Here is a 24,371-nt window from a genome sequence, read left to right on the forward strand (position 1 = left end):
AGGCTCAGGCCTTCTTCTTGGTCGGCCGCACGTAGCCTTGCCGGCTCACCTGGGTCTTCCCGTTCATCACAAGTTCGCCCTCGCCGACGTCCTTCCACACCGTCGTGCCCGCCGCGATCGTCGTGCCGCGGCCGATGCGCACCGGCGCCACGAGTTGCGTATCGGAGCCGACGAACACGTCGTCCTCGATCACGGTGCGATGCTTGTTCGCGCCGTCGTAATTGCAGGTGATCGTGCCCGCGCCGATGTTCACGCGCGCGCCGACATCGGAATCGCCGACGTACGACAGGTGATTCGCCTTCGAGCCGCGCCCGAGCACGGCGTTCTTCACTTCGACGAAGTTACCGACATGCGCTTCGTCGCCGAGCTTCGCGCCCGGACGCAGCCGCGCATACGGCCCGAGCACGACGTTCGCGCCAGTCGTGCCGCCTTCGATATGCGTGAACGCATCGATCCGCGTGCCCGCGCCGATCACCGCATCGCGGATCACGCAGTTCGGGCCGACCGTCACGTTGTCCGCGAGCGTCACGCGCCCTTCGAACACGCAGTTCACGTCGATCGACACATCGCGGCCGCATTCCAGCGTACCGCGCACGTCGATGCGCGCCGGGTCCAGGAGAGTCACGCCCGCGACGAGCAGATCGTTCGCCACGTTGCGCTGATGCACGCGTTCGAGTTCGGCCAACTGCTGCTTGCTGTTCACGCCGAGCGTTTCCCACTCTTCGTCGGGCTGCGCGGTGACGATTTCGACGCCCGCTTCCAGCGCGCGCTCAACCACGTCCGTCAGGTAGAACTCGCCCTGCGCGTTGTCGTTCCTGAGCGATGCGAGCCACGTCGTCAGTTGCTTCGTCGGCGTGGTGATGATGCCCGTGTTGATCTCGGCGATCTTGCGTTCTTCGGCGCTCGCGTCCTTCTGCTCGACGATCTTCTGCACCGCGCCGTTAGCATCGCGCACGATGCGTCCGTAGCCGGTGGGATCGTCGAGGGTGACCGTGAGCACGCCGTAACGGCCATTCTCGGCGGCATCGACGAGTCGCTTCAGTGTGCTGGCACGCGTTAGCGGCACGTCGCCGTAAAGCACGAGCGTCGGCACCGACGGATCGACGAACGGCAGCGCCTGCTGCACGGCGTGGCCGGTGCCGAGTTGCTGCTCCTGCACGGCGAACTGCACGTCGGGCGCGGCAACGGCTTCGCGCACCTTCTCGGCGCCATGCCCGATCACGACGACGAGCCGCGTCGGCTTGAGCGAACGCGCGGTCTCGATGACGTGCGACAGGAGTGGCCTGCCAGCCAGCGGATGGAGCACTTTCGGCAAGGCGGAATTCATGCGTTTTCCCATGCCCGCCGCCAGAATCACAATGTTCATCGCATCACGTATTTATAAGAATTGGAAAGACCAGCAGGACACATCAAGCCGCATGCTGCTGGAGATTGCATCAAAGTTCATCGAACGGCACGATTGAAACCGTCTTGGCCGCGCCTGACGGTTCGCTCGCACACGGTTCTTCGTCGAACGCAATATCGCCTTGGCTGTCGGCTTCGCCCGTCGCGCGTAGGCCAGCGAACGGAAAAAGCTGGTGATCCATCAAATGCGACGGCACGACGTTGCCAAGCGCGTTGAACATATTCTCCGCGCGGCCCGGAAAACGCTTGTCCCAGTCGCGGATCAGCGCCTTCATTTCCGCGCGCTTCAGATTCGGCTGACTGCCGCACAGGTTGCACGGAATGATCGGGAATTCGCGCAGCTCGGCGTACTTCTCCAGATCGGTTTCCTTCACGTATGCGAGCGGCCGGATCACGACGTTCTTGCCATCGTCGGACTGCAGTTTCGGCGGCATGCCCTTCAGCTTTCCGCCGTAGAACATGTTGAGCAGCAGCGTTTGCAGGATGTCGTCGCGATGATGGCCGAGCGCGATCTTCGTCGCGCCCAGTTCGCCCGCCACGCGATACAGAATCCCGCGACGCAGCCGCGAGCATAGCGAACAGGTGGTCTTGCCCTCGGGCACGAGCCGCTTGACGATGCTGTACGTGTCCTGATTTTCGATGTGAAACGGGATATCGAGCTTGGCCAGATAGTCGGGCAGAATGTGCTCCGGAAAACCCGGCTGTTTCTGGTCGAGATTGACCGCGACGATCTCGAAATCGATCGGCGCGCGTTCGCGCAGGCGCATCAGGATGTCGAGCATCGCGTAGCTGTCCTTGCCGCCGGACAGGCACACCATCACCTTGTCGCCGTGCTCGATCATGTTGAAGTCGCCGATCGCCTGGCCAACCTGGCGCGCAAGCCGCTTGAAGAGCTTGTTGTTCTCGTAGGCTTCCTTCTGCTCGCGGCGCGTGAGCGCGGCGCGCTCGGGCGCGGGTGTTTGAATGTCGGCCAGCGCTTCAGCCTGAGCGGGCGTGTTCATGCGCGTTCCTCTTTGATGCGAAAGACCTCGACGCCCACGGCATCGCAGTCGGGATAAACGTCCGGCTTTTCCGTCGATACGACGACCGCCCGCACCTGCGGATGCGCGAGCAGCGCGGCTGCGACGTCGTCGCAGAGCGTTTCCTGCAAATGGATGTGCCCGCGCTCGACGCGCTGCGCGATGGTCGAGCGCATGAAGTCATAATCGACCACTTCGCGCAGTTTGTCCTCGACAGGCGTCGACAACGCGAGCGGCACGAACAGCTCGACGTTGATCACGACGCGCTGCTCGCCCTGCTTCTCGAAATCATGCACGCCGATGTTGATGCGCACTTCGTAATTGCGCAGAAAGAGCCGCCGGCAGTCGGCGAGCCGGGGATGCGAAAGTGCGGCAAGCATGGTCTTTTCCAGTAGGTGTTGCGCGTTTTCGCTTGTTTCAGCGCTCGCGTTCAGCGCTTGTCGCGGATCATGAACATTACGTCGCGCGGGCTCGGCACCAGATGCTGGCCGCCATCGACGACGAGCGTCGTGCCCGTCACGCCGTGCGCGGTCGCCAGATAGCAGGCGGCCTCCGCGATGTCCTCGACACGCGATGCGCGGCCGAGCGGCGTCACGCGATGCGCCATCTCGAAATCCGCGGGCGTCTGGTTCGCGGACACCATCGTCAAGCCGGGCGCGAGGCCCACGACGCGCAGTTTCGGCGCAAGCGCCTGCGCGAGCGCGACGGTCGCGTTCTCGAGCGCCGCCTTCGTCAGCGTGTACGACAGGTAATCCGGATTCATGTTGTACAGCTTCTGGTCGAGCACGTTGATCACGACGCCGCGTTGCGTTTCATCGTCGATCGCGGCATCCGGCACCGTTTCGTGGAGCGCGCGAGCCAACGTCAGCGGCGCGGCCAGATTGATCGCGGTCATCTCCAATAATTTCGCATAGCGAAAATCCTGCGCGGTGTCCTCGTCGAAACGCGACGCGCAGTTCACCACGCAATTCAGGCCGCCGAACGCCTCGATGCACGCCGGCACGAGCCGCGCCACCTGCGTTTCGACGCCCAAATCCGCCCGCAGCGCCACGGCGCGGCACCCGAGCGCGGCGATCTCAGCGACGGTTTCGTGGGCTTCCCGCTCCGATTCGCCGTAATGCACGGCGACGTCCCAGCCGCGCGACGCGAAACCGAGCGCGACACCCCGCCCGATGCGCTTCGCCGCGCCGGTGACGAGCACGACGCGCGGTCGGCTGGAAGTGAAAACTGAAGGAGAAGCGCTCATTTACAATATCGGGATGAATCCGAATGCTCGACAATCCGACAGTTTACCTGCTCCCGGCGCCGACGCGCTGGCGCAGTCCGAGGCGCTCACGGCGCTGATTCGCGACAAAACCGCCGACGCGGGCGGCTGGCTGCCCTTCGACCGCTACATGGAACTGGCGCTTTACGCGCCTGGCCTCGGCTACTACAGCGGCGGCGCGATGAAATTCGGCCGCCGGGCGGAAGACGGCAGCGATTTCGTGACGGCGCCTGAACTCTCGCCGCTCTTTGCCGCGACGCTCGCGCGGCCCGTCGCGCAGGCGCTCGAGGCGAGCGGCACGCGCGACCTGATGGAATTCGGCGCGGGCACCGGCAAGCTCGCGGCGGGGTTGCTGAAGGCGCTGCGGGACCTGGACGTCCCGTTCGACAGCTATTCGATCGTCGATCTGTCCGGCGAACTGCGCGAGCGCCAGCGTGCGACGCTCGAAGCCGACGCGCCCGAGCTCGCCGCCAAGGTGAAATGGCTCGATGCGCTGCCGCCGGCGTTCGCGGGCGTGGTGATCGGCAACGAAGTGCTCGACGCGATGCCGGTGCGGCTCGTCGTGCGCAAGCTCGGCGCGTGGCACGAACGCGGCGTGGTGGAGCTGAACGGCCGCTTCGCCTTCGACGACCAGCCGCTTTCGGGCGATCCGCTCGTCGCCACGATCGACGCCGCCATCGACGCGGCCAACGACGAGCCGTTCGTCGAATACGTGACGGAGACGCACGAAGCGGCGCTCGCGTTCACGAAGACGGTCTGCACGATGCTCACGCGCGGCGCGGCGTTTTTCATCGATTACGGCTTTCCGCGCCACGAGTTCTATCACGCGCAACGCGCAACCGGCACGCTGATGTGCCACTACCGGCATCGGGCGCACGGCGATCCGTTTCTGTATCCCGGCTTGCAGGACATCACGGCGCACGTCGAATTCACGGGGATCGCGGAAGCGGGCGTCGAGACAGGCGCGGATTTGCTCGGGTACACGTCGCAGGCGCGGTTTCTGATGAACGCGGGCATCACCGATGTGCTGTCCGACATCGATCCCGTCGACGTCAAGCGCTTCCTGCCCGCGGCGAACGCGGTTCAGAAGTTGTTGTCGGAGGCTGAGATGGGCGAGTTGTTCAAGGTGATCGCGTTTTCGCGCGGCATCGACGATACGCTCGATGCGTTCGCGATCGGCGACCGCTCGCACACGCTGTGACGCTTTACGTTAGAGGCTCGCCGTCATGATCCGCTGGCTGCTCACCACGTTCGTCGCGCTGTCGATTCTGTCGGCTTGCTGGCCTTGGCTGCGCAAGCTCGGCATCGGGCGGCTGCCGGGGGATTTCACGCTGCGGCTGTTTGGACGCGAATACCCGTTTCCGTTCATGTCGACGCTGATTTTGTCGATATTGTTGTCGTTCATTGCGCGGGTGCTTTGATTCTCAACGCCGTGCGTTGAATCACACCGTGCCCGCCCCTTCCAACGCCGCCTTCACCGCCTCGACGCGCGCGTGATGTACCGCATCCTTGATCCTGGCCGGCTCCTTCGCGTACTGCTGCGCGACCGCGCCCGCATCCACCGCGCGCGCCGCCACCAGCGCCTCACGCAACCGCTCCGCCTGCGGATACGGCTGCTGAGACAACCCGAGCCGTCCGCGCGCATCCGCGACGCACGCCTGCAGCGCTTCCGCGAACCGCGCCGGCTTGCGCAGCGCGTCGCATCGTTCGAACAGGCGCACGAGCGCCGCCGGCCCCATCTCCATCACGCGATGAATATTCCCGTGCTCCCGCGCGACGAGCAGCGCCAGGTCGCGGCACTCGTTGGGCACGCGCAGCCGCTCGCACAGCGGCCTCAGCAAATCGACGCTGCGCCCCTCGTGGCCGATGTGGCGCGGCAGGATATCGTCGGGCGTGGTCGCCTTGCCAAGATCGTGCGTCAGCGCAGCGAAGCGCACCGTCAGCGCGAAGTTCTGCGACGCCGCGTAATCGAGCACCATCATCACATGCACGCCGGTATCGACTTCGGGGTGATAGTCGGCGCGCTGCGGCACGCCCCAGAGCGCTTCGACTTCCGGCAGGATGCGTTCCAGCGCGACACAGTCGCGCAGCACGGCGAACATCCGCGACGGCGTGCGCTCCATCAAGCCGCGCGACACTTCCTGCCACACGCGTTCGGGCACGAGCGCATCGACTTCGCCCGCTGCGACCATTTTTTTCATCAGCGCGCGCGTCTCGCCTGCGACAGTGAAATCCGTGAAACGCGCCGCAAAGCGCGCGACCCGCAGAATGCGCACCGGATCTTCGATGAACGCATCGCCGACGTGGCGGAACAGCTTCTTCTCCAGATCGGCGCGGCCGTCGAACGGATCGATCACCGGGCCGGTCAGCGTACCGTCGGGACTGACCTCGCGCGCCATCGCGTTGATGGTCAAATCGCGGCGCGCCAAGTCTTCTTCCAGCGTGACGTCGGGCGAATAATAGAACTGGAAGCCGTGATAGCCCGCCGCCGTCTTGCGCTCGGTGCGCGCAAGCGCGTATTCCTCTTGCGTCACCGGATGCAGAAACACCGGAAAGTCTTTGCCGACCGGCCGATACCCCTGCGCCACCATCTGCTCGGGCGTCGCGCCCACGACGACGTAATCGCGGTCCACGACGGGCACGCCGAGCAGTTCATCGCGGATCGCGCCGCCTACGGCGTAAATATTCATCGTTCGTCGCCCGCGTCCTTGATCCAGGCAGCGACCGCCGGCAGCTTCGTCACGCGCTCGACGTAGCCGCGCGACACGTCGCTGAGTTCGGGCGCGTAGGTATTGAAGCGCATCACGACGGGCGCGAACATCGCGTCCGCGATACCGAACTCGCCGAACAGGAACGGCCCGCCGTACGTGCTCAGGCAATCGCGCCAGATCGCCTCGATCCGCGCGATGTCCGCAAGCGCTCCCGGCGTGCGCCCGGTCCCCAGTGCGTGCGTTTGAATGTTCATCGTCATGTCGCGGCGCAAATCGGCGAAACCGGCGTGCATCTCCGCGCTGATGCTGCGCGCCCGCGCGCGGGCGGCGGTGTCACGCGGCCACATCGCGTGTTCCGGATGCTGCTCGGCGAGCGTCTCCATGATCGCGAGCGATTCCCAGATCGTATCGCCGGAATCGGTGATCAGGCACGGCACCTTGCCCGACGGCGCATGCTCGAGAATCTGCTCCTTCGACTCGGGACGCCCGAGCCGGATCAGCGTTTCGTCGAAGGGAATGCCGAAGTGCCTGAGCACGACCCACGGCCGCATCGACCAGGAAGAGACGTTCTTGTCACCGATAACGAGTTTCATAAACACGCGAAAAAAGTGGGCTAACGGTGCGCCGTCGCGCGAAATGCGTTGAAGCGCGAGCGCGGAGACTGGCCTGTGAGATACATTGGCGCGATCGCCTCGATGCTCGCCGGCTCGTCGATGCCGAGTTCCGGCGCAAGCGGTCCGCTCGCGACGCTCGGCGTCTTCATCGAATCGAGATTATCGCGCGACATCATCGGTTCGCCGGGCGCGAGTTCGAGCGTCATCGCCTGAAGGCGGCCGAGGCTCTCCGGCAGCTTGATGATCTTCGCGTGCTTGCCGATCGTGGCGCCGCTGAAACGCACGAGTTCCGCCAACGTATAGACCTGCGGCCCGGCGAGCTCGAACACGCGCCCGCTCGCAGCGTCCAGATCGAGCACGTTGACGATCGCCTTCGCGACGTCGCCGACGAACACAGGCTGGAACTGCGCATCCGCACAGGCGAGCGGGATCACCGGGAACACGCGCTCCAGAAACGCGAACTGGTTCAGCAGATTGTCCTCGGGACCGAAGACGACGGAACTCCGAAAAATCGTCGTGGCAAGCGCCGAATCGCGGATCACCTTCTCGCCGTCGCCGCGCGAGCGCAGATACATGCTCGGGCCGTTCGAATCGGCGCCGATCGCGCTCATGTGCAACAGGCGCCCTACACCCTTCGATTCGCACGCCGCGACGATCTTGCGCGGCAGCTCGACGTGCGCCTTCGCGAACTCGGGACCGTACGGATCGCCGCGCCGCCCCTGCAGGATGCCGACGAGGTTGATCACCGCATCGGCCTCGGCGACGAACGCGGCGAGTTGCGCCGGATCGTGGACGTCGGCTTCGATCACATCGATGGGGAGCAGGGTGAGATGCGCAGCGTTCGCGCGCCGCCGCGTGGCGACGCGCACGTCCTTACCGACTTCGACGAGCACGTTGACGAGATGACTGCCGATAAAACCCGAACCGCCGATCAGCGCTACTTTCTGATGTCGCATATTCGCCTCTGCTGGTGGCGACGGCTCGCGGGTTTTGCTGCGGGGCCGCGCGTGGTGTCGAACGCGCGGCCTTGCCTGAACGGCGTTTAGAAGGCATGAAGGCTTACGGCGCGATGTAGCCGAGGCGCGCCTTGAGCGATTGCGGACGGCCTTCGAACAGCGCCGCGTAATAGACGGTGTTCGACAACACGTTCTTCACGTAGTCGCGGGTCTCGGTGAACGGAATGGTCTCAGCAAAAACCGCGCCTTCCACCGGGCCGGTCAGGTCGCCGCGCCACTTGTTCGGGCGTCCCGGCCCGGCGTTGTAGCCCGCCGTCGCGAGCACCGGGGAATTGTCGAATTGATTGTAGATCATCGACAAATAGTTGGTTCCGAGCAGGATGTTCGTGTTGATGTCGTTCATCTGCGCGCGCGACACCGGCCCCATGCCGATCTTCTTCGCGACGAGTTGCGCCGTGCCCGGCATCAGCTGCATCAGCCCGCCCGCGCCGACTTCCGAGCGCGCGTTGATGATGAAACGCGATTCCTGGCGAATCAGGCCGTACGCCCATTCGACGTCGAGCCCGGTGTTCTGCGCATCGCGCTCGACGATCTCCCGGAACGGCGACAAATAGCGCAAGGAGAAGTCGTGCTCGGTCTTCGTCTTGTCGGCAGTGTTCACCGTGCGGTCGAACAGTTCGATGCGGCGCGCGTACTGCGCGGCGGCGAGCAATTGGCGATCGGTCATCGAACGCAACGGCCAGTTCCACTCGCGGTTGCCTTCGAGACGCAGGTTCAGCGCGTAGAAACGCTGCGACAGCGCGAAACCCGGCACCGATTGCATCTGCGCGATTTCAGCATCGCCGACGGTCGTGCGCGGCGGGATCGTGATCTTCTGGCCGAGTTCTTCCGAGGCGAGCTGTCCGTAAAAATCGAAGCGATCCGCGATCGACTGGAATTCCTGCGCGGCCGTGGCGCCGTCGCCCGCTTGCTTGAGCGCGCGCGCGTGCCAGTAGACCCACGCCGGCTGGCTGCGCAGCGACGGCGGCATCTGCTCGACCGACCAGCGCACCATGTTCCAGTCGCCCGCGAGCAATGCGGCGCGCGTGCGCCATTCGTAAGCGGGAACCGACAACGGCGCATTCACCGACAGCCGATACCAGTCCGCCGCGGCCGGCATGCGCTTCAACGCCGCCTGATAACCGATCGTGCCCCAGCCGATCGCGCGCTCGGGCGCCGTCAGGCTCGGCGCGACCGAACTGAACGTGGCGGCGGCCATCGCGGGATCGTTGCGCGCCATGCGCGTGATCGCGAGCAGCGTCAGTTGATGCGCCGGGGTGTTCGGCATCACGCCGCGCGCGAGGTAGAGCGGCGGCGTGCTGGTGGCGTTGTCGAAGAGCGTCGGGTCCGGACGTTCCTGTCCGAGCGCATCCACGATCTTCGCGCCCGTGCCCGTATAGTTCTGCTCGTAGGCAAGACGAATCTGCTGCCAGACGTCGTCGCTTGAGAATTGCTGCGTGCGAGCGAGCGCGCCGATCAGATCGACGCAACCGTCGCCGTACCATTTCGGATCGACGAGCAGCGCGCGCGCCGCATCCGCGACGTTCTCGCCGCGCGCCGCGCGCGCTTCGAGCGCGTAGCATTTCACCTGCGTGTCGTCATTGAGCACGAAGCGTGAATATTGCTGCTCGAAGTTGCGCCAGTCGTGACGGCCGCCGAGCACGACGAGATAGTCGTTGCGCATGCGATCGGCGATGGCCTGACCGTCGTAGCGCTGCAGGAACGAGAGCACGGGCTCGTCGGGTGCATCGACGCGCGCGTGGCCTTGCGAGTCGAAAAGCTGCGGCTTGATCGTGAAGTACTCGATGTAGCCAGGCGCCGGATAATCCGGGATCTGCGATGCGAGGAGCGCGGCTTTGCCTGCATCGTTCGTGCGCGCGGCTTCGCGCAGCTGCATGAAGATGCGGTCGTCGGATGAGGGGATGAAGTCGGCGTCGGGACGGACTGCGGAGGCCGTGCTGCAAGCGACGAGCGCCGCCGCCGCGAGTGCCGGAGCGACCGCGCGATATACTCGATTGAGGCGTTTTGACATCGTTATTTCAGGAGCGCGAATTGGTCGAAAGCATAGCACGCAACCCTTCTCCAGAACCGAAAAGCGCGCTCCGCGCGACGCTCCTTGCGACCCGCGAAGCACAACGCGAAGAAGGCGATCACGCCGCGCGAAACGAAGCGCTCGCGCGCCGTGTGATGGCCGCGATCGCGCCGCATCCGGCGACGTGCATCGGCTTCTATTGGCCGGTCGCCGGGGAGTTCGATGCGCGCAGTGCGCTCGCCGTGTGGCTCAAGCTCGATGCATCGCGCAGGGCGGCGTTGCCGGTGGTCGTGGAGCGTCACGCGCCGATGATCTTTCACGCGTGGCGCGAGCATGCGCCGATGAAGGCGGGCCGTTATCGCATTCCGGTGCCGCTCGAAGAAGAGACGGTCGTGCCGGACCTGCTATTGATACCGTGTGTCGGGTTCGACAAGGAGCGATACCGGCTGGGATACGGCGGCGGGTATTTCGATCGCACACTCGCCGCGTGGCCGTCGGAGAAAAGGCCGGTGACGATCGGCGTCGCGTATGAATCGGGCAAGTGCGAGGCGCTGCCGCACGAGGTTCACGACATGCCGCTCGATGCGATCGTCACGGAATCTGCTATTTATTGAAGCGTTCGGCACAGAAGGAGCTGCGCATCAAAGCGATGCCGCCGCGCGTGCCGCGGTGTCGTAGAGACCCGACGCATTGCGCATCAATTGCGCAGCTTCGCCGATCTGTTCGTTCGTCAGGCCGCTTTCACTCAGCGTCGTAATCAGACAGCTTTCGCGCACTTCGCGATACTTGCCACAGAGGTCCCGACCGGCGGGCGTCGCGGAGAAGAACACTTCCTTGCCCGTCTTTTCGCTCTTGACGTAGCCGCGCGCCACCAGTTTTTTCAGTGCATACGTAGCAACGTGCGTGTCCTCGATGTTCAGCACGAAGCAGATGTCGGCGAGCTTTTTCTTTCGGTCGCGATGGCTCACGTGATGCAGGAGCGACACTTCGACCGCCGTCATGTCCTTCGCGCCCGCCGCCGACATGCAGCGCACCATCCAGCGATTGAACGCGTTGCTGGCCATGATGAGCCCGTACTCGAGTTCGGAGAGTTCGGCGCTCGATTCGGAGACGAGATGCTCGGAAGAAACGATCTTGGTGGGATGTCGCGACATGGTTTTCGGCCGGTTATCTGTGCGTTCGAGTGTAGCTTATCGACCTTATCGCACGACGATTCGGGGCGATTCGAGCAAACTCTGATAGATAATTTGTTGATAAATTATTGATAATGTACTCTCTGCGACGACGACCGGCGGTTTTCCGGGCGTCGCGCTTAACCGAAAAGACGGCATGACCAGACCCCGAATCCATCCGCTAGGCGACACCGCTCTCGTGTGCGAAGCGTCGCCGCCCGCCACGCTCGACTGCCAGCGCCGCATGTGGGCGCTCGCCGACAGCGCGCGGCTGTGGCCGCACGTCGTCGAGGTGGTGCCGGGCATGAACAATCTGACGATCGTCTTCGATCCGCTCTCCGCTGACTACGAAAGCCTCGCGCAGCAACTCGACGACGGCTGGGACACCGTCGCCGATGCCGATACCGGATCGGCCGAAATCGAGATCCCCGTGCGCTACGGCGGCGCGGACGGCCCCGATCTCGCGACGCTCGCAAAGCACGTCGGTTTGTCCGTCGATGAAGTCGTGAAGCGGCATACGCAGGCCGAGTACGTGGTGTTTTTCCTCGGCTTCCAGCCGGGATTCGCGTACATGGGCGGCCTCGACACATCGCTCCACATGCCGCGCCGCGCCGAACCGCGCCTCGAAGTGCCGGCCGGATCGGTCGGGATCGGCGGGGCGCAGACCGGGATTTATCCGGCGGTGTCGCCGGGCGGCTGGCAGCTGCTCGGGCGCACCGAGCTTAAGCTCTTCGACCCCACCCGCAACCCGCCGACGCTCATGCAGCCCGGCGACCGCGTGCGCTTCACGGCGCTGGAGGTACGCGCATGATCGACGTGATTCGCGCGGGCGTGCTGACGTCCGTGCAGGACCTCGGGCGCCACGGGTATCGGCATCTCGGCGTGAGTTCGGGCGGCGCGCTCGATGCGCTGTCGCTCGAAATCGGCAACCGGATAGTCGGCAACAAGGCGGATGCGGCGGGCATCGAAGTGACGTTCGGACCGACCGTGCTGCGCTTCAAGCATGCGACGCGCGTCGCGATCACCGGCACCGATTTCGGCGCGACGCTCGACGACGAACCGGTTTATTCGTGGTGGAGTCTGCCCGTGCAGGCGGGACAGGAACTGACCTTGCGTGCGGCCAAACGCGGGATGCGCGGCTATGTGTGCGTGGCGGGTGGCATCGACGTGTTGCCGATGCTCGGCTCGCGCAGCACCGACCTCGGCGCCTGCTTCGGCGGGCTCGGCGGCCGAGCGCTGCGCGACGGAGACCGGCTGCCGGTCGGCGTGGCGCAGCCGCATCCGGGCATCGCGTTTTCGCCGGCCGAGCCAGCGTTCGGCGTGAAGGCCCCGGCGTGGTGCAAGTTCGTGCTCGTCGATGAACCGTTGCGGCGCGGACGGCACGCGCCGGGCGTCGCGTGGTCGATTCCGGTTCGCGTGCTGCGTGGTCCGGAATACGCCAGCTTCACCGACGAAGCGCTGTCGAATTTCTGGACCGAGGAATGGACGATCACGCCGAACAGCAACCGCATGGGCTTTCGCCTTGCCGGCACGCCGCTCGAGCGCAAGAGCCGGATCGACCTTTTGTCGCACGCGGTGCTGCCCGGCACGATTCAGGTGCCGCCGAACGGCCAGCCGATCGTCCTGATGGGCGACGCGCAGACGACCGGCGGCTATCCGAAGATCGGCGCCGTGATCAAGGCGGATCTGTGGAAGCTCGCGCAAGCGCGGTTGAATAGCGGCGTGCGCTTTATCGAGACATCGGTGGAAGAGGCGCGCCACGCGCTCGCCGATGAACGGATGTACGTGAAACAGGTGGAGACCGCCATCGCCATGCACGAGGAACGGTGCGCGAAGTGACCCACGATACTGGAACGACAGTCATGGAAATCGATCTCAACGCCGATCTCGGCGAAGGCTGCGGCTCGGACGAAGCCCTGCTCGACCTCGTCAGTTCGGCCAACATCGCGTGCGGCTGGCACGCGGGCGGTGCCACCGCGATGCGCGACTGCGTGCGTTGGGCCGTCGCGAAGGGCGTGTCGATCGGCGCGCATCCGAGCTTTAACGATCCCGAAAACTTCGGCCGCAAGGAAATGGACCTGCCGGCGTCCGAAATCTACGCGGGCGTGCTGTATCAACTCGGCGCGCTGTCGGCGATCGCGCAGGCGGAAGGCGGGCGCATTGCGCACGTCAAGCCGCACGGCGCGCTCTACAACCAGGCCGCGCGCAACCCCGAAATCGCCGATGCGATCGTCTCGGCGGTCCACGACTTCGACCCGTCGCTGATGATTTTCGGGCTCGCGAACAGCGGGCTCGTCGAGGCGGCGCGCAAGTCGGGGATCGTCGCGATCGAGGAAGTGTTCGCCGATCGCGGCTATCGCGCCGACGGCTCTCTGGTGCCGCGCAAGGAACCGGGCGCGCTGCTCGACGACGAAAACGTCGTGCTCGACCGCACGCTCGCGATGGTGCGCGAGCAGCGCGTGCAGGCCGTGAGCGGCGAGTGGGTACCGCTCAACGCGCAGACGATTTGCTTGCACGGCGACGGCGAACACGCGCTCGCGTTCGCGCGGCGCATCCGCTCGGCGCTGACGGCAGCGGGCATCGAAGTGCGCGCGGCGCACGGCAACTGATTCGGGTTTGAGAAAGCACTGAACGCCTCGCGCAACACGCGAGGCGTTTTGGCAAACAGCGGCCGATAGAGCCGTTTTCGCACACCGGTGCGGCGCGCTCGGCCGTACGCATCGGGAACATGACGTCGACGTTTGGAGATCTTATGGGAACCGCAGTCAATCTATGGCCGCTGATAGGCGTGGCCGTCATCATCGTGGGCTTCGTCCTGCGCTTCAATCCGATGCTGATCGTGGCGGCCGCCGCGATCGTCACCGGCTTCGCGGCGCATTTTCCGGTCGATCGCATTCTTGCCGCGATCGGTTCGGGCTTCATGAAGACCCGCAACATCCCGCTGATCATTCTGCTGCCGCTCGCGGTGATCGGCCTGCTCGAACGTCACGGCCTGCGCGAGCGCGCGCAGATCTGGATTTCGGGCATCAAGGCGGCGACCGCGGGTCGTCTGCTGATCGTGTATCTGCTGATTCGTGAGCTGACGGCGGCAGTCGGCCTGACGGGTCTCGGCGGACATCCGCAGATGGTCCGGCCGCTCCTCGCGCCGATGGCCGAAGGTGCCACAGAAGCGCGCTACGGCAAGTTCTCCGACAAGATCCGCTTCAAGCTGCGCGCGTATTCGGCGGCGACCGACAACGTCGGCCTCTTCTTCGGCGAGGACATTTTCGTCGCGTTCGGCGCGATCGTGCTGATGGTCACGTTCCTGAAAGAAGCGGGGATCGTCGTCGAGCCGCTGCACGTTGCGTTCTGGGGCATCCCGACCGCGATCTGCGCGTTCATCGTCCACGGCTTCCGGCTGTGGCTGCTCGACCGGCAACTCGCGAAGGAACTCGGCGCGCTCACTAAAAACGTCGCCGGAGAAAAGGCATGACGCTCACGATCAATTATCTGTTCTATCTCGTCGGCATCGTGCTGGTGGTCGTCGGCGGGATGATCATCACCGACAAGTCGCACCCGCGCCGTCTCACCACCGGCTCGTTCTGGCTCGTGTATGCGCTCATCTTCCTGATCGGCGATTTCCTGCCACCGGCGGTGGTCGGCGTTCTGGTCATCGCGATGGCGCTGATCGCCGGATTCGGCGGCGTGACCGGCGCGAAGCCGAAGATGCTGTCCGTCGAAACGCGCCGCCAGAGCGCGATGCGCCTCGGTAACAAGCTGTTCGTCCCCGCGCTGACGATTCCCGTCGTCACCGTGATCGTGACGCTCGGCGCGAAGTATCTGGTGTTCGGCGGGACGCCGCTGATCGAGCTGAAGAATGTGACGCTCATCGGCTTCGGCATCGGTTGCGTGATTGCGCTCGCGATCGCGTGCGTGATGACGCGCGATACCGTCGGGCAGTCGATGAAGGAAACGCGACGGCTGATCGATGCGCTTTCCTGGGCGGCGGTCCTGCCGCAGATGCTGGGGATGCTCGGGCTCGTGTTTTCCGATGCGGGCGTTGGGAAGGCGGTCGCGCATATCACGACGGCTTATGTGAATCTCGATTACCGGCTGGTGGCGGTGGCGGTGTATTGCATCGGGATGGCGCTTTTTACCATGGTGATGGGGAATGGCTTCGCCGCGTTTCCTGTGATGACGGGTGGAGTTGGCGTGCCGATTCTCGTCGGCGTATTTCACGGCAATCCGGCGACGATGGTGGCGATCGGGATGTTTTCAGGCTATTGCGGGACGCTCATGACGCCGATGGCCGCGAACTTCAACATGGTGCCAGCGGCGCTACTGGAATTGCCGGATAAGAATGCGGTGATCAAAGTGCAGGTGCCTACGGCTTTGACTCTCCTTGTCATTAATATCTTCTTGTTGAATTGGTTGATGTTTTTGTGATGCTGAAATAATGGCGGCTACCCTAGCGACTCTGCCGGCCAGCAGTGGCCGGCAACGGAAAGCAGGGGTCAGGGCTTGTTGGCCTGGACGTGTTCCGCAGCATTCTCCGCCCCGCCTACGTGACGGCCCGCTCAGTGAGCGGGCCGTTTTTTTGCCTGTTCGGAACCGGAGCCCCTCACGCCGCCTCCACCACAAACCCATTCTTCCGCAGCAACTCCAGCACGCCCCTTTCCCCGCCCAGATGCAGCGCGCCAATCGCCACAAAAACCGGCTTGTTCGGCGCCGCGAGCGCGAGCATCCGCGTAACGAACCGCCGATTGCGCTCGTACACGACGCGGTTATCCACCGCCGCCGCCACCGCCTTCGACCGGGCGAGCTTTTCACCTTTGGAGTCGTCCCAGGCCTTCAGCGCATCGGCATCGCCGACACGCCATAGCCGATGCAACTCCTTCACATCGGCGACGTTCTCCGCCGGCGTCTGCGCCAAATCCTGCGCGAGCATCTCCCGCTGCTGCGCCGACGTCAGCTTCGTGAACGTCGATATCTGCTCGTTGAGCGTCTCCAGCCCGACAATCCGCCCCTTCGCCCTCAAATACACGTTCTGCAACTGCGCCTCAGTCCCGTACTCGCTCTGAAATCCCGCCTTGAGCGTGTCATAAGTCTCGACCAGCATCGACGCGAGCCACGGCCGCGTATGCCGCAACTGCGCGAGCGCCGCCGGATTACTGCGCATCCGCGCTTCGACTTTCTTCCACATCCAGTCCGGCAGATAGTCGAGCAGACACTCGCTGCGGCACACGCCATAGCGCTGCACATCTTCCTGCGAGAAGAGCAAATCGTCGGGGGAAATTTCGAGCGCCAGAATCGGCGAGGCGTCGAGCGCCGCGAGAATCGGCGCGCGGAACGGGTGATCGGCGGGATAGTCGGACGCGTAGCCCACATGCAGCGTGCCGAGCACGTACAGCGTCGTCTTACCTTTGGTCGCGACGTAGAACGGCATGCGGGCCTCTTCCACTCGGACCGGACCGCTCGCCGTCGTGCCGTCGGAACGGTCGATGCGCGGCGTGGGCGCGGACGGCGGCGCCGGCCGTTTGGGATGCGGCTGCACGGCCGACGGCGGCGGCCCGCCCACGGCGAGCGCGGCCGGCGCGAACTGCACGCAGGCCATCGCCAGCACCGCTGCCACCACGCCAAACGCGAAGCGGCGCGTGATCGTGCGCGCCGCCCGCGAATCAGGCATCGGCGTCCCCCACCTCCTCCGCGCGGTGACACGCGACATGCCGTCCATCGACCACCCGCAGTTGCGGCTCTTCCTGTCGGCATCGATCGATCGCGTACGGGCAGCGCTGATGGAACGTGCAGCCCGACGGCGGATTCAACGGCGACGGCATTTCGCCCTGCAGCTTGATCTTGATCGTGCGGTCTTCCTCGAAAAGCGCGGGCGTCGCCGACATCAGCGCGCGCGTGTACGGATGCCGCGGATGCGCGTAGATCGTCTTCTTGTCGCCGAGTTCGGCCACGCCACCGAAGTACATCACCATCACGTCGTCGGCGATGTGCTCGACCACCGACAGATTGTGAGAGATGAAGACGTAACTCGTGCCGAACTGCGCCTGCAGGTCCATGAAGAGGTTCAGGATCTGCGCCTGGATCGACACGTCGAGCGCGGACACCGGTTCATCGGCGACGACGATCTGAGGATCGAGGATCATCGCCCGCGCGATCGCCACGCGCTGGCGCTGCCCGCCGGAGAACATGTGCGGATAGCGCGATACGTGCTCGGGCCGCAAGCCGACCGTGCGCATCATGTGCGCGATGCGCTCGCCGCGTTCGCGCGCGGAAAGCGTCGTGTTGATCGCGAGCGGCTCGCCGAGCGTCTGCTCGACCGTCTTGCGCGGATTGAGCGACGCGAACGGGTTCTGGAACACCATCTGCACGCGCTGACGCAGCTTGGCGACCTTCGCCTTGTCGGCGCCGGCCACGTCTTCGCCGTCGATCAGGAGACGCCCGGACGTGGGCGCTTCGATCATCGTGAGTTGGCGCGCGAGCGTCGACTTGCCGCAGCCCGACTCACCGACCACCGCCAGCGTCCTGCCACGCTGCAACGAGAACGACACGCCGTTGAGCGCCTTCACCGTGCCCTGCGTGAACATCGTGCGCTTGACGGAATAGTGCTTGGTGAGCTTGTCGGCGGCGAGAACGATGTCTGGGTTGCTTGTTTTCGGGACCGCGTTCATCGCGCGCCTCCATGTTCAGCGACGGCCTGCATGTTGAGCGGCTTGATGCATCGCGCCCGCACGGCCGGGTCGTTCGGATCAAGCTGGAAGAGCCCCGGACGGCCTTTCCAGCAATCTTCGACAGCATACTTGCAGCGCGGCGCGAAGAGGCATCCGCTCGGACGATCGTCGCGGCCAGGCACCATGCCCGGCAACGCCGCGAGACGCGCGGCGCCGCGGCTGTGCTCGGGAATCGCGGCGAGCAGCGCCTCCGTGTACGGATGATGCGGCTCGCTGAAGATCGTCGGCACGTGATTCGTTTCGATGATCTCCCCCGCGTACATCACGGCCACGCGCTGCGCGACTTCCGACACCACGGCGAGATCGTGCGAGATCAGCACGAGCGCCATGCCGCGCTCCTTCTGCAACTGCACGAGCAATTCCATGATCTGCGCCTGGATCGTGACGTCGAGCGCGGTGGTGGGCTCGTCGGCGATCAGCAGCTTCGGGTTGCACGCGACCGCCATCGCGATCATCACGCGCTGGTTCATCCCGCCCGACATCTGGTGCGGAAACGCGTCGATGCGGCTCTTCGCGGCGGGAATGCCGACCTGATCGAGCAGTTCCAGCGCGCGGCGATTCAGCGCATCGCCGCGCAAACCTTCGTGCAGCTTCAGCACTTCCTTGATCTGGTAGCCGACGGTGTAGCTCGGGTTCAGACTCGACAACGCGTCCTGGAACACCATCGCGATGTCCTTGCCGATGATCCTGCGACGCTCGCGCGCCGACGCCTTCAGCAGGTTCTTGCCGTCGAAGGTGACTTCGTCGGCGGTGACGACGCCGGGCGCGTCGATCAGGCCCATCAGCGCCATCATCGTGACGCTCTTGCCCGAACCCGATTCGCCGACCACGCCCACCACTTCGCCCGGTTTCACCGACAAGTCGATGCGGTCGACCGCCTGCGTGCCCGCGAAACTGACTTCGAGATTGCGGATAGTCAATAGATCGCTCATGTCATGCCATCCGTTTCAGTTTGGGATCGAGCGCATCGCGCAGCCCGTCGCCGAGCAGGTTGATGACGAGCACCGAAATCAGGATCGACAGACCCGGCATCGTGACGATCCACCACGCGCTTTCGATGTAGTCGCGCGCCGAGGCGAGCATCGCGCCCCACTCTGCCGCCGGCGGCTGAACGCCGAGGCCGAGGAAGCCGAGCGCGGCGGCATCGAGAATCGCGGAGGAGAAGCCGAGCGTCGCCTGCACGATCAGCGGCGCCGCGCAGTTCGGCAGCACTTGCGAGAACATCAGCCGCACGGTGCCCGCGCCCGCGACGCGTGAAGCCGTCACGTATTCCTTCTGCAGTTCGCCCAACGCGGACGCGCGCGTGAGACGCACGTAGCCCGGCAGCGCGACGATCGCGATCGCGAGCATCGTGTTGACGAGCCCCGGCCCGATGATCGCGACGACCGCCACCGCCAAGAGCAGCGACGGCAGCGCGAGCAGCACGTCCATCACGCGCATGATGGCCGTGTCGAGCCAGTGGAAGAACGCGGCGCAAAGCCCGAGCACGACGCCCGGAATCAGTGCGAGCACGACCGACACGAAGCCGATCCAGAATGACAGCCGCGCGCCGTACATCAGGCGCGAGAGGATGTCGCGGCCGGCTTCGTCGGTGCCGAGCAGGAACTGGCGATTGCCGCCTTCGAGCCACGCGGGCGGGATTTTGACGAAGTCGCGGTATTGCTCGATCGGGCTGTGCGGCGAGATCAGCGGCGCGAAAATCGCGATGAAGATCAGCACAAGCACGATCGCGCCAGCGACCACGGCGCCGCGATTGCGCGAAAAATTCGCCCAGAACTCGCGGCCCGCGACGAGCCGGCCGCTCGGCGGCGGCGTCACGGCTTGCGGGGGGAGATTGTTTTGTATGTCGGCCATCATGCCTCCAGCCGGGCCACCACAAGGGCGGCCTGCGCCCCCTTGGGAGGCAGCGAACGAATATGAGCTTGGGAGACCATGTCTTACCTCGTATGGCGAATGCGCGGATTCAACACGCCGTAGAGCAGATCGACGACGAGATTCACGAGAATCACGAGCGTCGCGATCATCAGGATGCCGCCCTGCACGACCGGATAGTCGCGCCGGGAGATCGCGTCGATGAGCCACTTGCCGACGCCCGGCCATGAGAACAGCGTTTCGGTCAGCACCGCGCCCGCGAGCAGCGTGCCGACCTGCAGGCCGATCACGGTCACCACCGGAATCAGCGCGTTGCGCAGCGCATGCACGACCACGACGCGACCCGGCGCGAGACCCTTCGCGCGCGCCGTGCGGATATAGTCCTCGCGCAGCACTTCGAGCATCGACGAACGCGTCATGCGCGCAATCACCGCCAGAGGAATCGTGCCGAGCACGATCGTCGGCAGGATCAGGTGGCTGACCGCGGACCTGAACGCGCCTTCGTCGGTGGAGAAGAGCGCGTCCCACAGCATGAAGCCCGTGACGTGCGGAATGTCGTATTCGACCGCGATGCGGCCCGACACCGGCGTCCACCCGAGCTTCGCCGAAAAGAACATGATGAGGATCAAGCCCCACCAGAAGATCGGCATCGAATAGCCGGTGAGCGCGGTGCCCATCACGCCGTGATCGACGACGGTGCCGCGCCTGAGCGCCGCGATGACGCCCGCCGGCAGGCCGACCACGAGCGCGAAGATCATCGCGCAGATCGACAGCTCGACGGTCGCCGGGAAGCGCGCCATGAACTCGCCCATCACGCTGGTATTCGTGATGATCGACATGCCGAGGTCGCCCTTCAGCGCATGGCCGACATAGTGGAAATATTGAAGCGGGAGCGGCTCGTCGAGACCGAGGCGCTTCATGGCTTCGGCGTGTGCCGCGGGGTCCACGCCGCGCTCGCCCATCATCACTTCGATGGGGTCGCCCGGGATCAGGTGGATGAGCGCGAACGCGAGAATCGTGATGCCGATGAACGTCGGAATCACCATCCCTATGCGCCGCAAAACGAATCGGAACATGGTCGTCTCTTTGGGGAGGAAAAATGCGACCGGCGACGCGGGCTCGTGACCCTTGTCGCCGGACCTTTTCGACTAGTTATGAGTTAGTGCAAAAACGTACCGCTTTCAAGCTTACTGCATGCCGACGCCGTCGAAGCGAACATAGCCGAGCGGCTCGATCTTCATGCCCGTCACCTTCTTGCTGACCGGCTGGTAGACGGTCGAGTGGGCGATCGGCGAGAACGGCAGTTGCTGCGCGAAAATCTGCTGCGCGTCGGTGTACGCCTTCGTGCGCTTCGCGACATCGTTCGTCACGCGGCCTTGCCCGACGAGATCGTCGAACGGCTTGTAGCACCACTTCGAGAAGTTGCTGCCCTTCACCGCATCGCAGCCGAGCAGCGTGCCGAGCCAGTTGTCGGGGTCGCCGTTGTCGCCCGTCCAGCCGATCAGCAACGCGTCGTGCTCGCCCGCGTGCGCGCGCTTCAGGTACTCGCCCCACTCATACGAGACGATATTCGCCTTCACGCCGATCTTCGCCCAGTCGGCCTGGATCATCTCGGCCATCAGACGCGCGTTCGGGTTGTAGGCGCGCTGCACCGGCATCGCCCACAGCGTGATTTCAAAGCCGTTCGGAAAGCCTGCCTTCGAGAGCATTTCCTTCGCCTTCGCGGTGTCGTACGCCTGACCTTTCAGGTTCTTGTCGTAGGACCATTGCGTGGGCGGCATCGGTGCGACGGCTTGCTGGCCCGCGCCCTGATAAACCGATTCCACGATCGCCTTCTTGTTGATCGCCATGTCGAGCGCGCGGCGCACGTCGGCGCTGCCGAGGCTCTTCTTCGTCACGTTATACGCGACGTAGCCTTCGTTGAAGCCCGCCTGCGACGGCGTATCCAGGTTCGATGCCGCTTTCAGCGTCGAGATGTCGCCCGGACGCGGATAGCTCATCACCTGACATTCGTTGTTCTTCATCTTCTGCACGCGCACGGCGGCGTCCGGCGTGATCGAGAAGATCAGCTTCGAGACCTTCACTTCGCTCGGCTTCCAGTAGTCGGGATTGCCGTCGAAGCGGATGGTCGCGTCCTTCGTGTAGCTGCGGAAGATGAACGGGCCCGTGCCGACCGGATACTGGTTGATATCGGCGGCCTTGCCGTCCTTCAGCAGCTTGTCCGTGTATTCAGCCGAAAGGACCGACGCGTATTCCATCGCCAGGTTCTGGATGAACGGCGCGTTGACTTCCTTCAGCGTGAACTTGACCGTGTACGGATCGACTTTTTCGACCTTCGTGATCAGCTTGTCGAGGCCCATGTCGGTGAAGTACGGGAACTGCGTCGGATACGCTTTGCGGAACGGATGGTTCGCATCGAGCATGCGGTTGAACGTGAAGAGCACGTCGTCCGCATTGAACTCGCGCGTCGGCTTGAAGAACGACGTCGTCTGGAACTTCACGCCGTGGCGCAGGTGGAACGTGTAGGTGAGGCCGTCAGACGAGACGTCCCACTTCTCGGCAAGACCCGGCTCGACCTTCGTGCCGCCGCGCTCGAATTCGACGAGGCGGTTATACACGGTGAACGTGTTCGCGGTGAAATCGACGCCCGTCGTGTATTGGGCGGGATCGAAGCCGGCGGGGCTGCCTTCCGAGCAATACACCAGCGTTTTGTTGGGAATCGCTGCGTTGGCGGCGGTCGCGGCGAATAGCGATGCCGTGACGGCGGCGCCTACGAGCATCGAAAGACGGGCAGCTCGCAACAGGCCATTTTTCTTCATGTTTCCTCCAGGTTCGGTGCCGGTCTTGCCGGCGTAGCGCGATATTACTGAGCTTTACCGCACCGAACAAGGCGACGGATTTCGCGGCGGAAATCCGTCGTTGCCAGTTCTGGCGCGGCGAAGCGTGATTAAAAAAGGCGATGTGCGGAACACACGCGATGAATGGCTGTTCGGCTCCGTTTTCAGCGTCTGGGGCATTTCCGCGCGACTCTGTAAGGAACGCTTTGTTATCCAGGAATGCCCGCGCCTTGGTAGACGGTTCGACGGGCGAAAGACGGGCTCGACGGCGAATCGGGCGCTACCGTAGCATGAACAAATTGAACGTGCGCGGTTGATTATGTAGGGGTTTTTAGCCAGTTACCGTAATTCGATACGGTTAGGTTATTGATGATGCGTGGAGGTGATAGGCGGGATCGCGAAATATCGATTTCACGGATCGATTAAAACGAATAGGGGAATAAGCAGAAAAACAGAACCGCGCGGCGAACGCCGCGCGGGTAAAACGAAACTCAAACGCTCTTCAGATTCAACCGCTCGCAAATCGTTTTCGTCGCGGCCGCGCCGTTCAGCGTATAAAAATGCAGTCCCGGCGCACCTTCATCGACCAAGCGGCGACACAGGTTCGTCACCACATCGAGTCCGAACGCGCGGATCGCCTCGCGATCGTCGCCGTAGCTTTCCAGACGCCGCGCGATCCACTTCGGCACTTCCGCGCCGCACATTTCCGAAAAGCGCATCAGTTGCGTGAAGTTCGTGATCGGCATGACGCCGGGCACGATCGGAACGTCGACGCCCAGCTTGCGCGCCTCGTCGAGGAAACGGAAATACGCGTCGCCGTTATAAAAGTACTGCGTGATCGCCGAATTCGCGCCCGCTTGAACCTTACGCACGAAGTTGTCGAGATCGCTCTTCGGCGAACGCGCTTGCGGGTGATATTCCGGATACGCGGCCACTTCGATGTTGAACCAATCGCCGTGTTCCGCGCGGATGAAGCTCACCAGCTCCGACGCATACCGCAACTCGCCGACTTCGCCCATGCCCGAAGGCAAATCGCCGCGCAATGCGACGATATGGCGAATGCCATGCTCGCGATACGCGCCGAGAATCGTGCGCAGGCTGTCCTTCGACGACCCGATGCACGACAGATGCGGCGCCGCCTCGAAGCCTTCCTTCTGCATTTCGAGGACGGTATCAAGCGTGCCTTGCTGCGTCGAGCCGCCCGCGCCGAACGTCACGGAGACGAACTTCGGCGAGAGTTGCGCGAGATGGGCGCGGCTGGCGCGCAGTTTGTCGACGCCTTCCTGCGTTTTCGGCGGGAAGAATTCGAATGAAAGTTCGATCGGTTTCATGATGATCAATGTGCGAGTGGCGCGAGCGTCACCCGAAGTTGCGCTGCCCGAAGATCAGCGCCGACAGCAGCCAGGACACGATGCTGTAAAGAATCGAGCCGAAGAACGCCGACCAGAAACCCGAGACCTCGAACCCCTTCAGCAGCGATGCACAGAGCCAGAAGCACAGCGCGTTCACAACGAGAATGAAGAGCCCGAGCGTCAGCACCGTCACCGGGAGCGTCAGCAGGATCAGCACCGGACGCAGCAGCGTGTTGATCAGCCCGAGCACGACCGCGACGATCAGCGCGGTGCCGAAACTGCGAATGTGAATCGACGGCACGAGGTAGGTGATGATCAGGAGCGCAAGCGCGTTGATCAGCCAGGTCAGCAGCACGGTCATCGATGGTTCTCCGGTG

The 24,371-nt window shown here is 64.2% G+C and carries 25 protein-coding genes; 8 read left to right on the top strand and 17 right to left on the bottom strand.

Annotated elements, in window-relative coordinates:
• Window positions 1-4: 4 nt before the first annotated feature.
• The 4 genes from glmU to AWB67_RS13540 all read right to left on the bottom strand — a co-directional run bounded on the left by glmU (window position 5) and on the right by AWB67_RS13540 (window position 3,669).
• Window positions 5-1,366, bottom strand: coding sequence for a bifunctional UDP-N-acetylglucosamine diphosphorylase/glucosamine-1-phosphate N-acetyltransferase GlmU (gene glmU, locus AWB67_RS13525; protein WP_087656761.1), 1,362 nt, complete (start codon window positions 1,364-1,366; stop codon window positions 5-7).
• 70 nt (window positions 1,367-1,436) lie between these two features.
• Entirely contained in the window at window positions 1,437-2,405 is a 969-nt protein-coding gene (gene ttcA, locus AWB67_RS13530) for a tRNA 2-thiocytidine(32) synthetase TtcA (protein WP_087656762.1), read from the bottom strand.
• Window positions 2,402-2,803, bottom strand: a complete 402-nt coding sequence (locus tag AWB67_RS13535) for a dihydroneopterin aldolase (protein ID WP_087656763.1) — start codon at window positions 2,801-2,803, stop codon at window positions 2,402-2,404. The genes ttcA and AWB67_RS13535 overlap by 4 nt, the downstream gene beginning before the upstream one ends.
• Before the next feature lie 50 nt (window positions 2,804-2,853).
• Window positions 2,854-3,669, bottom strand: a complete 816-nt coding sequence (locus tag AWB67_RS13540; protein WP_087656764.1) for an SDR family oxidoreductase — start codon at window positions 3,667-3,669, stop codon at window positions 2,854-2,856.
• 13 nt (window positions 3,670-3,682) lie between these two features.
• On the opposite strand from AWB67_RS13540, the gene AWB67_RS13545 reads away from it, so the two are divergent.
• Together AWB67_RS13545 and AWB67_RS13550 are read left to right on the top strand one after the other, a co-directional pair.
• Window positions 3,683-4,888, top strand: a complete 1,206-nt coding sequence (locus AWB67_RS13545; RefSeq protein WP_087656765.1) for a class I SAM-dependent methyltransferase — start codon at window positions 3,683-3,685, stop codon at window positions 4,886-4,888.
• 25 nt (window positions 4,889-4,913) lie between these two features.
• Window positions 4,914-5,108, top strand: coding sequence for a DUF2905 domain-containing protein (locus AWB67_RS13550; RefSeq protein ID WP_087656766.1), 195 nt, complete (start codon window positions 4,914-4,916; stop codon window positions 5,106-5,108).
• A gap of 21 nt (window positions 5,109-5,129) precedes the next feature.
• Here the strand turns inward: AWB67_RS13550 and AWB67_RS13555 are convergent, their stop codons facing one another.
• From AWB67_RS13555 to AWB67_RS13570, 4 genes are all read right to left on the bottom strand, one after another.
• Window positions 5,130-6,377 carry a multifunctional CCA addition/repair protein gene (locus AWB67_RS13555; RefSeq protein WP_087656767.1) on the bottom strand — a complete coding sequence of 416 codons (1,248 nt, stop codon included), beginning with the start codon at window positions 6,375-6,377 and terminating at the stop codon, window positions 5,130-5,132.
• The gene (locus AWB67_RS13560; RefSeq protein ID WP_087656768.1) at window positions 6,374-6,991 is read right to left on the bottom strand and encodes a glutathione S-transferase family protein; all 618 of its coding nucleotides are present in this window, start codon (window positions 6,989-6,991) and stop codon (window positions 6,374-6,376) included. The genes AWB67_RS13555 and AWB67_RS13560 overlap by 4 nt, the downstream gene beginning before the upstream one ends.
• Window positions 6,992-7,011: 20 nt before the next feature.
• Window positions 7,012-7,968 carry a complex I NDUFA9 subunit family protein gene (locus tag AWB67_RS13565; protein ID WP_087656769.1) on the bottom strand — a complete coding sequence of 319 codons (957 nt, stop codon included), beginning with the start codon at window positions 7,966-7,968 and terminating at the stop codon, window positions 7,012-7,014.
• Window positions 7,969-8,071: 103 nt separating this feature from the next.
• Window positions 8,072-10,039, bottom strand: a complete 1,968-nt coding sequence (locus AWB67_RS13570) for a lytic transglycosylase domain-containing protein (RefSeq protein WP_087656770.1) — start codon at window positions 10,037-10,039, stop codon at window positions 8,072-8,074.
• 20 nt (window positions 10,040-10,059) lie between these two features.
• Here AWB67_RS13570 and AWB67_RS13575 point away from each other — a divergent pair, with 20 nt between their 5' ends.
• The gene (locus AWB67_RS13575) at window positions 10,060-10,653 is read left to right on the top strand and encodes a 5-formyltetrahydrofolate cyclo-ligase (protein ID WP_087656771.1); all 594 of its coding nucleotides are present in this window, start codon (window positions 10,060-10,062) and stop codon (window positions 10,651-10,653) included.
• A gap of 27 nt (window positions 10,654-10,680) precedes the next feature.
• Here the strand turns inward: AWB67_RS13575 and AWB67_RS13580 are convergent, their stop codons facing one another.
• On the bottom strand, window positions 10,681-11,193 hold the full coding sequence (locus AWB67_RS13580; RefSeq protein WP_087656772.1) for a winged helix DNA-binding protein: 513 nt from the start codon (window positions 11,191-11,193) through the stop codon (window positions 10,681-10,683).
• 175 nt (window positions 11,194-11,368) lie between these two features.
• On the opposite strand from AWB67_RS13580, the gene pxpB reads away from it, so the two are divergent.
• The 5 genes from pxpB (at window position 11,369) to AWB67_RS13605 (ending at window position 15,636) form a co-directional block, all read left to right on the top strand.
• A complete protein-coding gene (gene pxpB, locus AWB67_RS13585) occupies window positions 11,369-12,022 on the top strand; it encodes a 5-oxoprolinase subunit PxpB (protein WP_087656773.1) in 654 nt (217 codons plus the stop codon).
• Complete coding sequence (locus AWB67_RS13590; protein ID WP_087656774.1) at window positions 12,019-13,050, top strand: 5-oxoprolinase subunit C family protein; 1,032 nt, start codon at window positions 12,019-12,021, stop codon at window positions 13,048-13,050. The genes pxpB and AWB67_RS13590 overlap by 4 nt, the downstream gene beginning before the upstream one ends.
• Before the next feature lie 23 nt (window positions 13,051-13,073).
• Complete coding sequence (gene pxpA / locus AWB67_RS13595) at window positions 13,074-13,820, top strand: 5-oxoprolinase subunit PxpA (protein ID WP_087656775.1); 747 nt, start codon at window positions 13,074-13,076, stop codon at window positions 13,818-13,820.
• 143 nt (window positions 13,821-13,963) lie between these two features.
• Window positions 13,964-14,683, top strand: coding sequence for a DUF969 domain-containing protein (locus tag AWB67_RS13600; protein WP_087656776.1), 720 nt, complete (start codon window positions 13,964-13,966; stop codon window positions 14,681-14,683).
• Window positions 14,680-15,636, top strand: coding sequence for a DUF979 domain-containing protein (locus AWB67_RS13605; RefSeq protein WP_087656777.1), 957 nt, complete (start codon window positions 14,680-14,682; stop codon window positions 15,634-15,636). Before AWB67_RS13600 ends, AWB67_RS13605 begins: the two co-directional genes overlap by 4 nt.
• 175 nt (window positions 15,637-15,811) lie before the next feature.
• Here AWB67_RS13605 and AWB67_RS13610 read toward each other — a convergent pair whose 3' ends face one another.
• From AWB67_RS13610 to AWB67_RS13645, 8 genes are all read right to left on the bottom strand, one after another.
• On the bottom strand, window positions 15,812-16,876 hold the full coding sequence (locus AWB67_RS13610; RefSeq protein ID WP_087656778.1) for a TraB/GumN family protein: 1,065 nt from the start codon (window positions 16,874-16,876) through the stop codon (window positions 15,812-15,814).
• Window positions 16,869-17,873 carry a peptide ABC transporter ATP-binding protein gene (locus tag AWB67_RS13615; protein WP_087656779.1) on the bottom strand — a complete coding sequence of 335 codons (1,005 nt, stop codon included), beginning with the start codon at window positions 17,871-17,873 and terminating at the stop codon, window positions 16,869-16,871. The genes AWB67_RS13610 and AWB67_RS13615 overlap by 8 nt, the downstream gene beginning before the upstream one ends.
• Window positions 17,870-18,865, bottom strand: coding sequence for an ABC transporter ATP-binding protein (locus AWB67_RS13620; RefSeq protein WP_087656780.1), 996 nt, complete (start codon window positions 18,863-18,865; stop codon window positions 17,870-17,872). Before AWB67_RS13620 ends, AWB67_RS13615 begins: the two co-directional genes overlap by 4 nt.
• Before the next feature lies 1 nt (window position 18,866).
• Complete coding sequence (locus AWB67_RS13625; RefSeq protein ID WP_087656781.1) at window positions 18,867-19,787, bottom strand: ABC transporter permease subunit; 921 nt, start codon at window positions 19,785-19,787, stop codon at window positions 18,867-18,869.
• Window positions 19,788-19,870: 83 nt separating this feature from the next.
• Entirely contained in the window at window positions 19,871-20,881 is a 1,011-nt protein-coding gene (locus tag AWB67_RS13630) for an ABC transporter permease subunit (RefSeq protein WP_025527661.1), read from the bottom strand.
• 111 nt (window positions 20,882-20,992) lie between these two features.
• Window positions 20,993-22,624, bottom strand: coding sequence for an ABC transporter substrate-binding protein (locus AWB67_RS13635; RefSeq protein WP_087656782.1), 1,632 nt, complete (start codon window positions 22,622-22,624; stop codon window positions 20,993-20,995).
• A 509-nt stretch (window positions 22,625-23,133) separates the two neighbouring features.
• Window positions 23,134-23,973: a methylenetetrahydrofolate reductase [NAD(P)H] gene (gene metF, locus AWB67_RS13640; RefSeq protein ID WP_087656848.1), complete on the bottom strand. Its 840-nt coding sequence runs from the start codon at window positions 23,971-23,973 to the stop codon at window positions 23,134-23,136.
• A 28-nt stretch (window positions 23,974-24,001) separates the two neighbouring features.
• Window positions 24,002-24,355 carry a phage holin family protein gene (locus tag AWB67_RS13645; protein ID WP_025527654.1) on the bottom strand — a complete coding sequence of 118 codons (354 nt, stop codon included), beginning with the start codon at window positions 24,353-24,355 and terminating at the stop codon, window positions 24,002-24,004.
• Between the last annotated feature and the right edge of the window lie 16 nt (window positions 24,356-24,371).

The organism is Caballeronia terrestris, from assembly GCF_001544515.1.
Lineage (GTDB): Bacteria > Pseudomonadota > Gammaproteobacteria > Burkholderiales > Burkholderiaceae > Caballeronia > Caballeronia terrestris.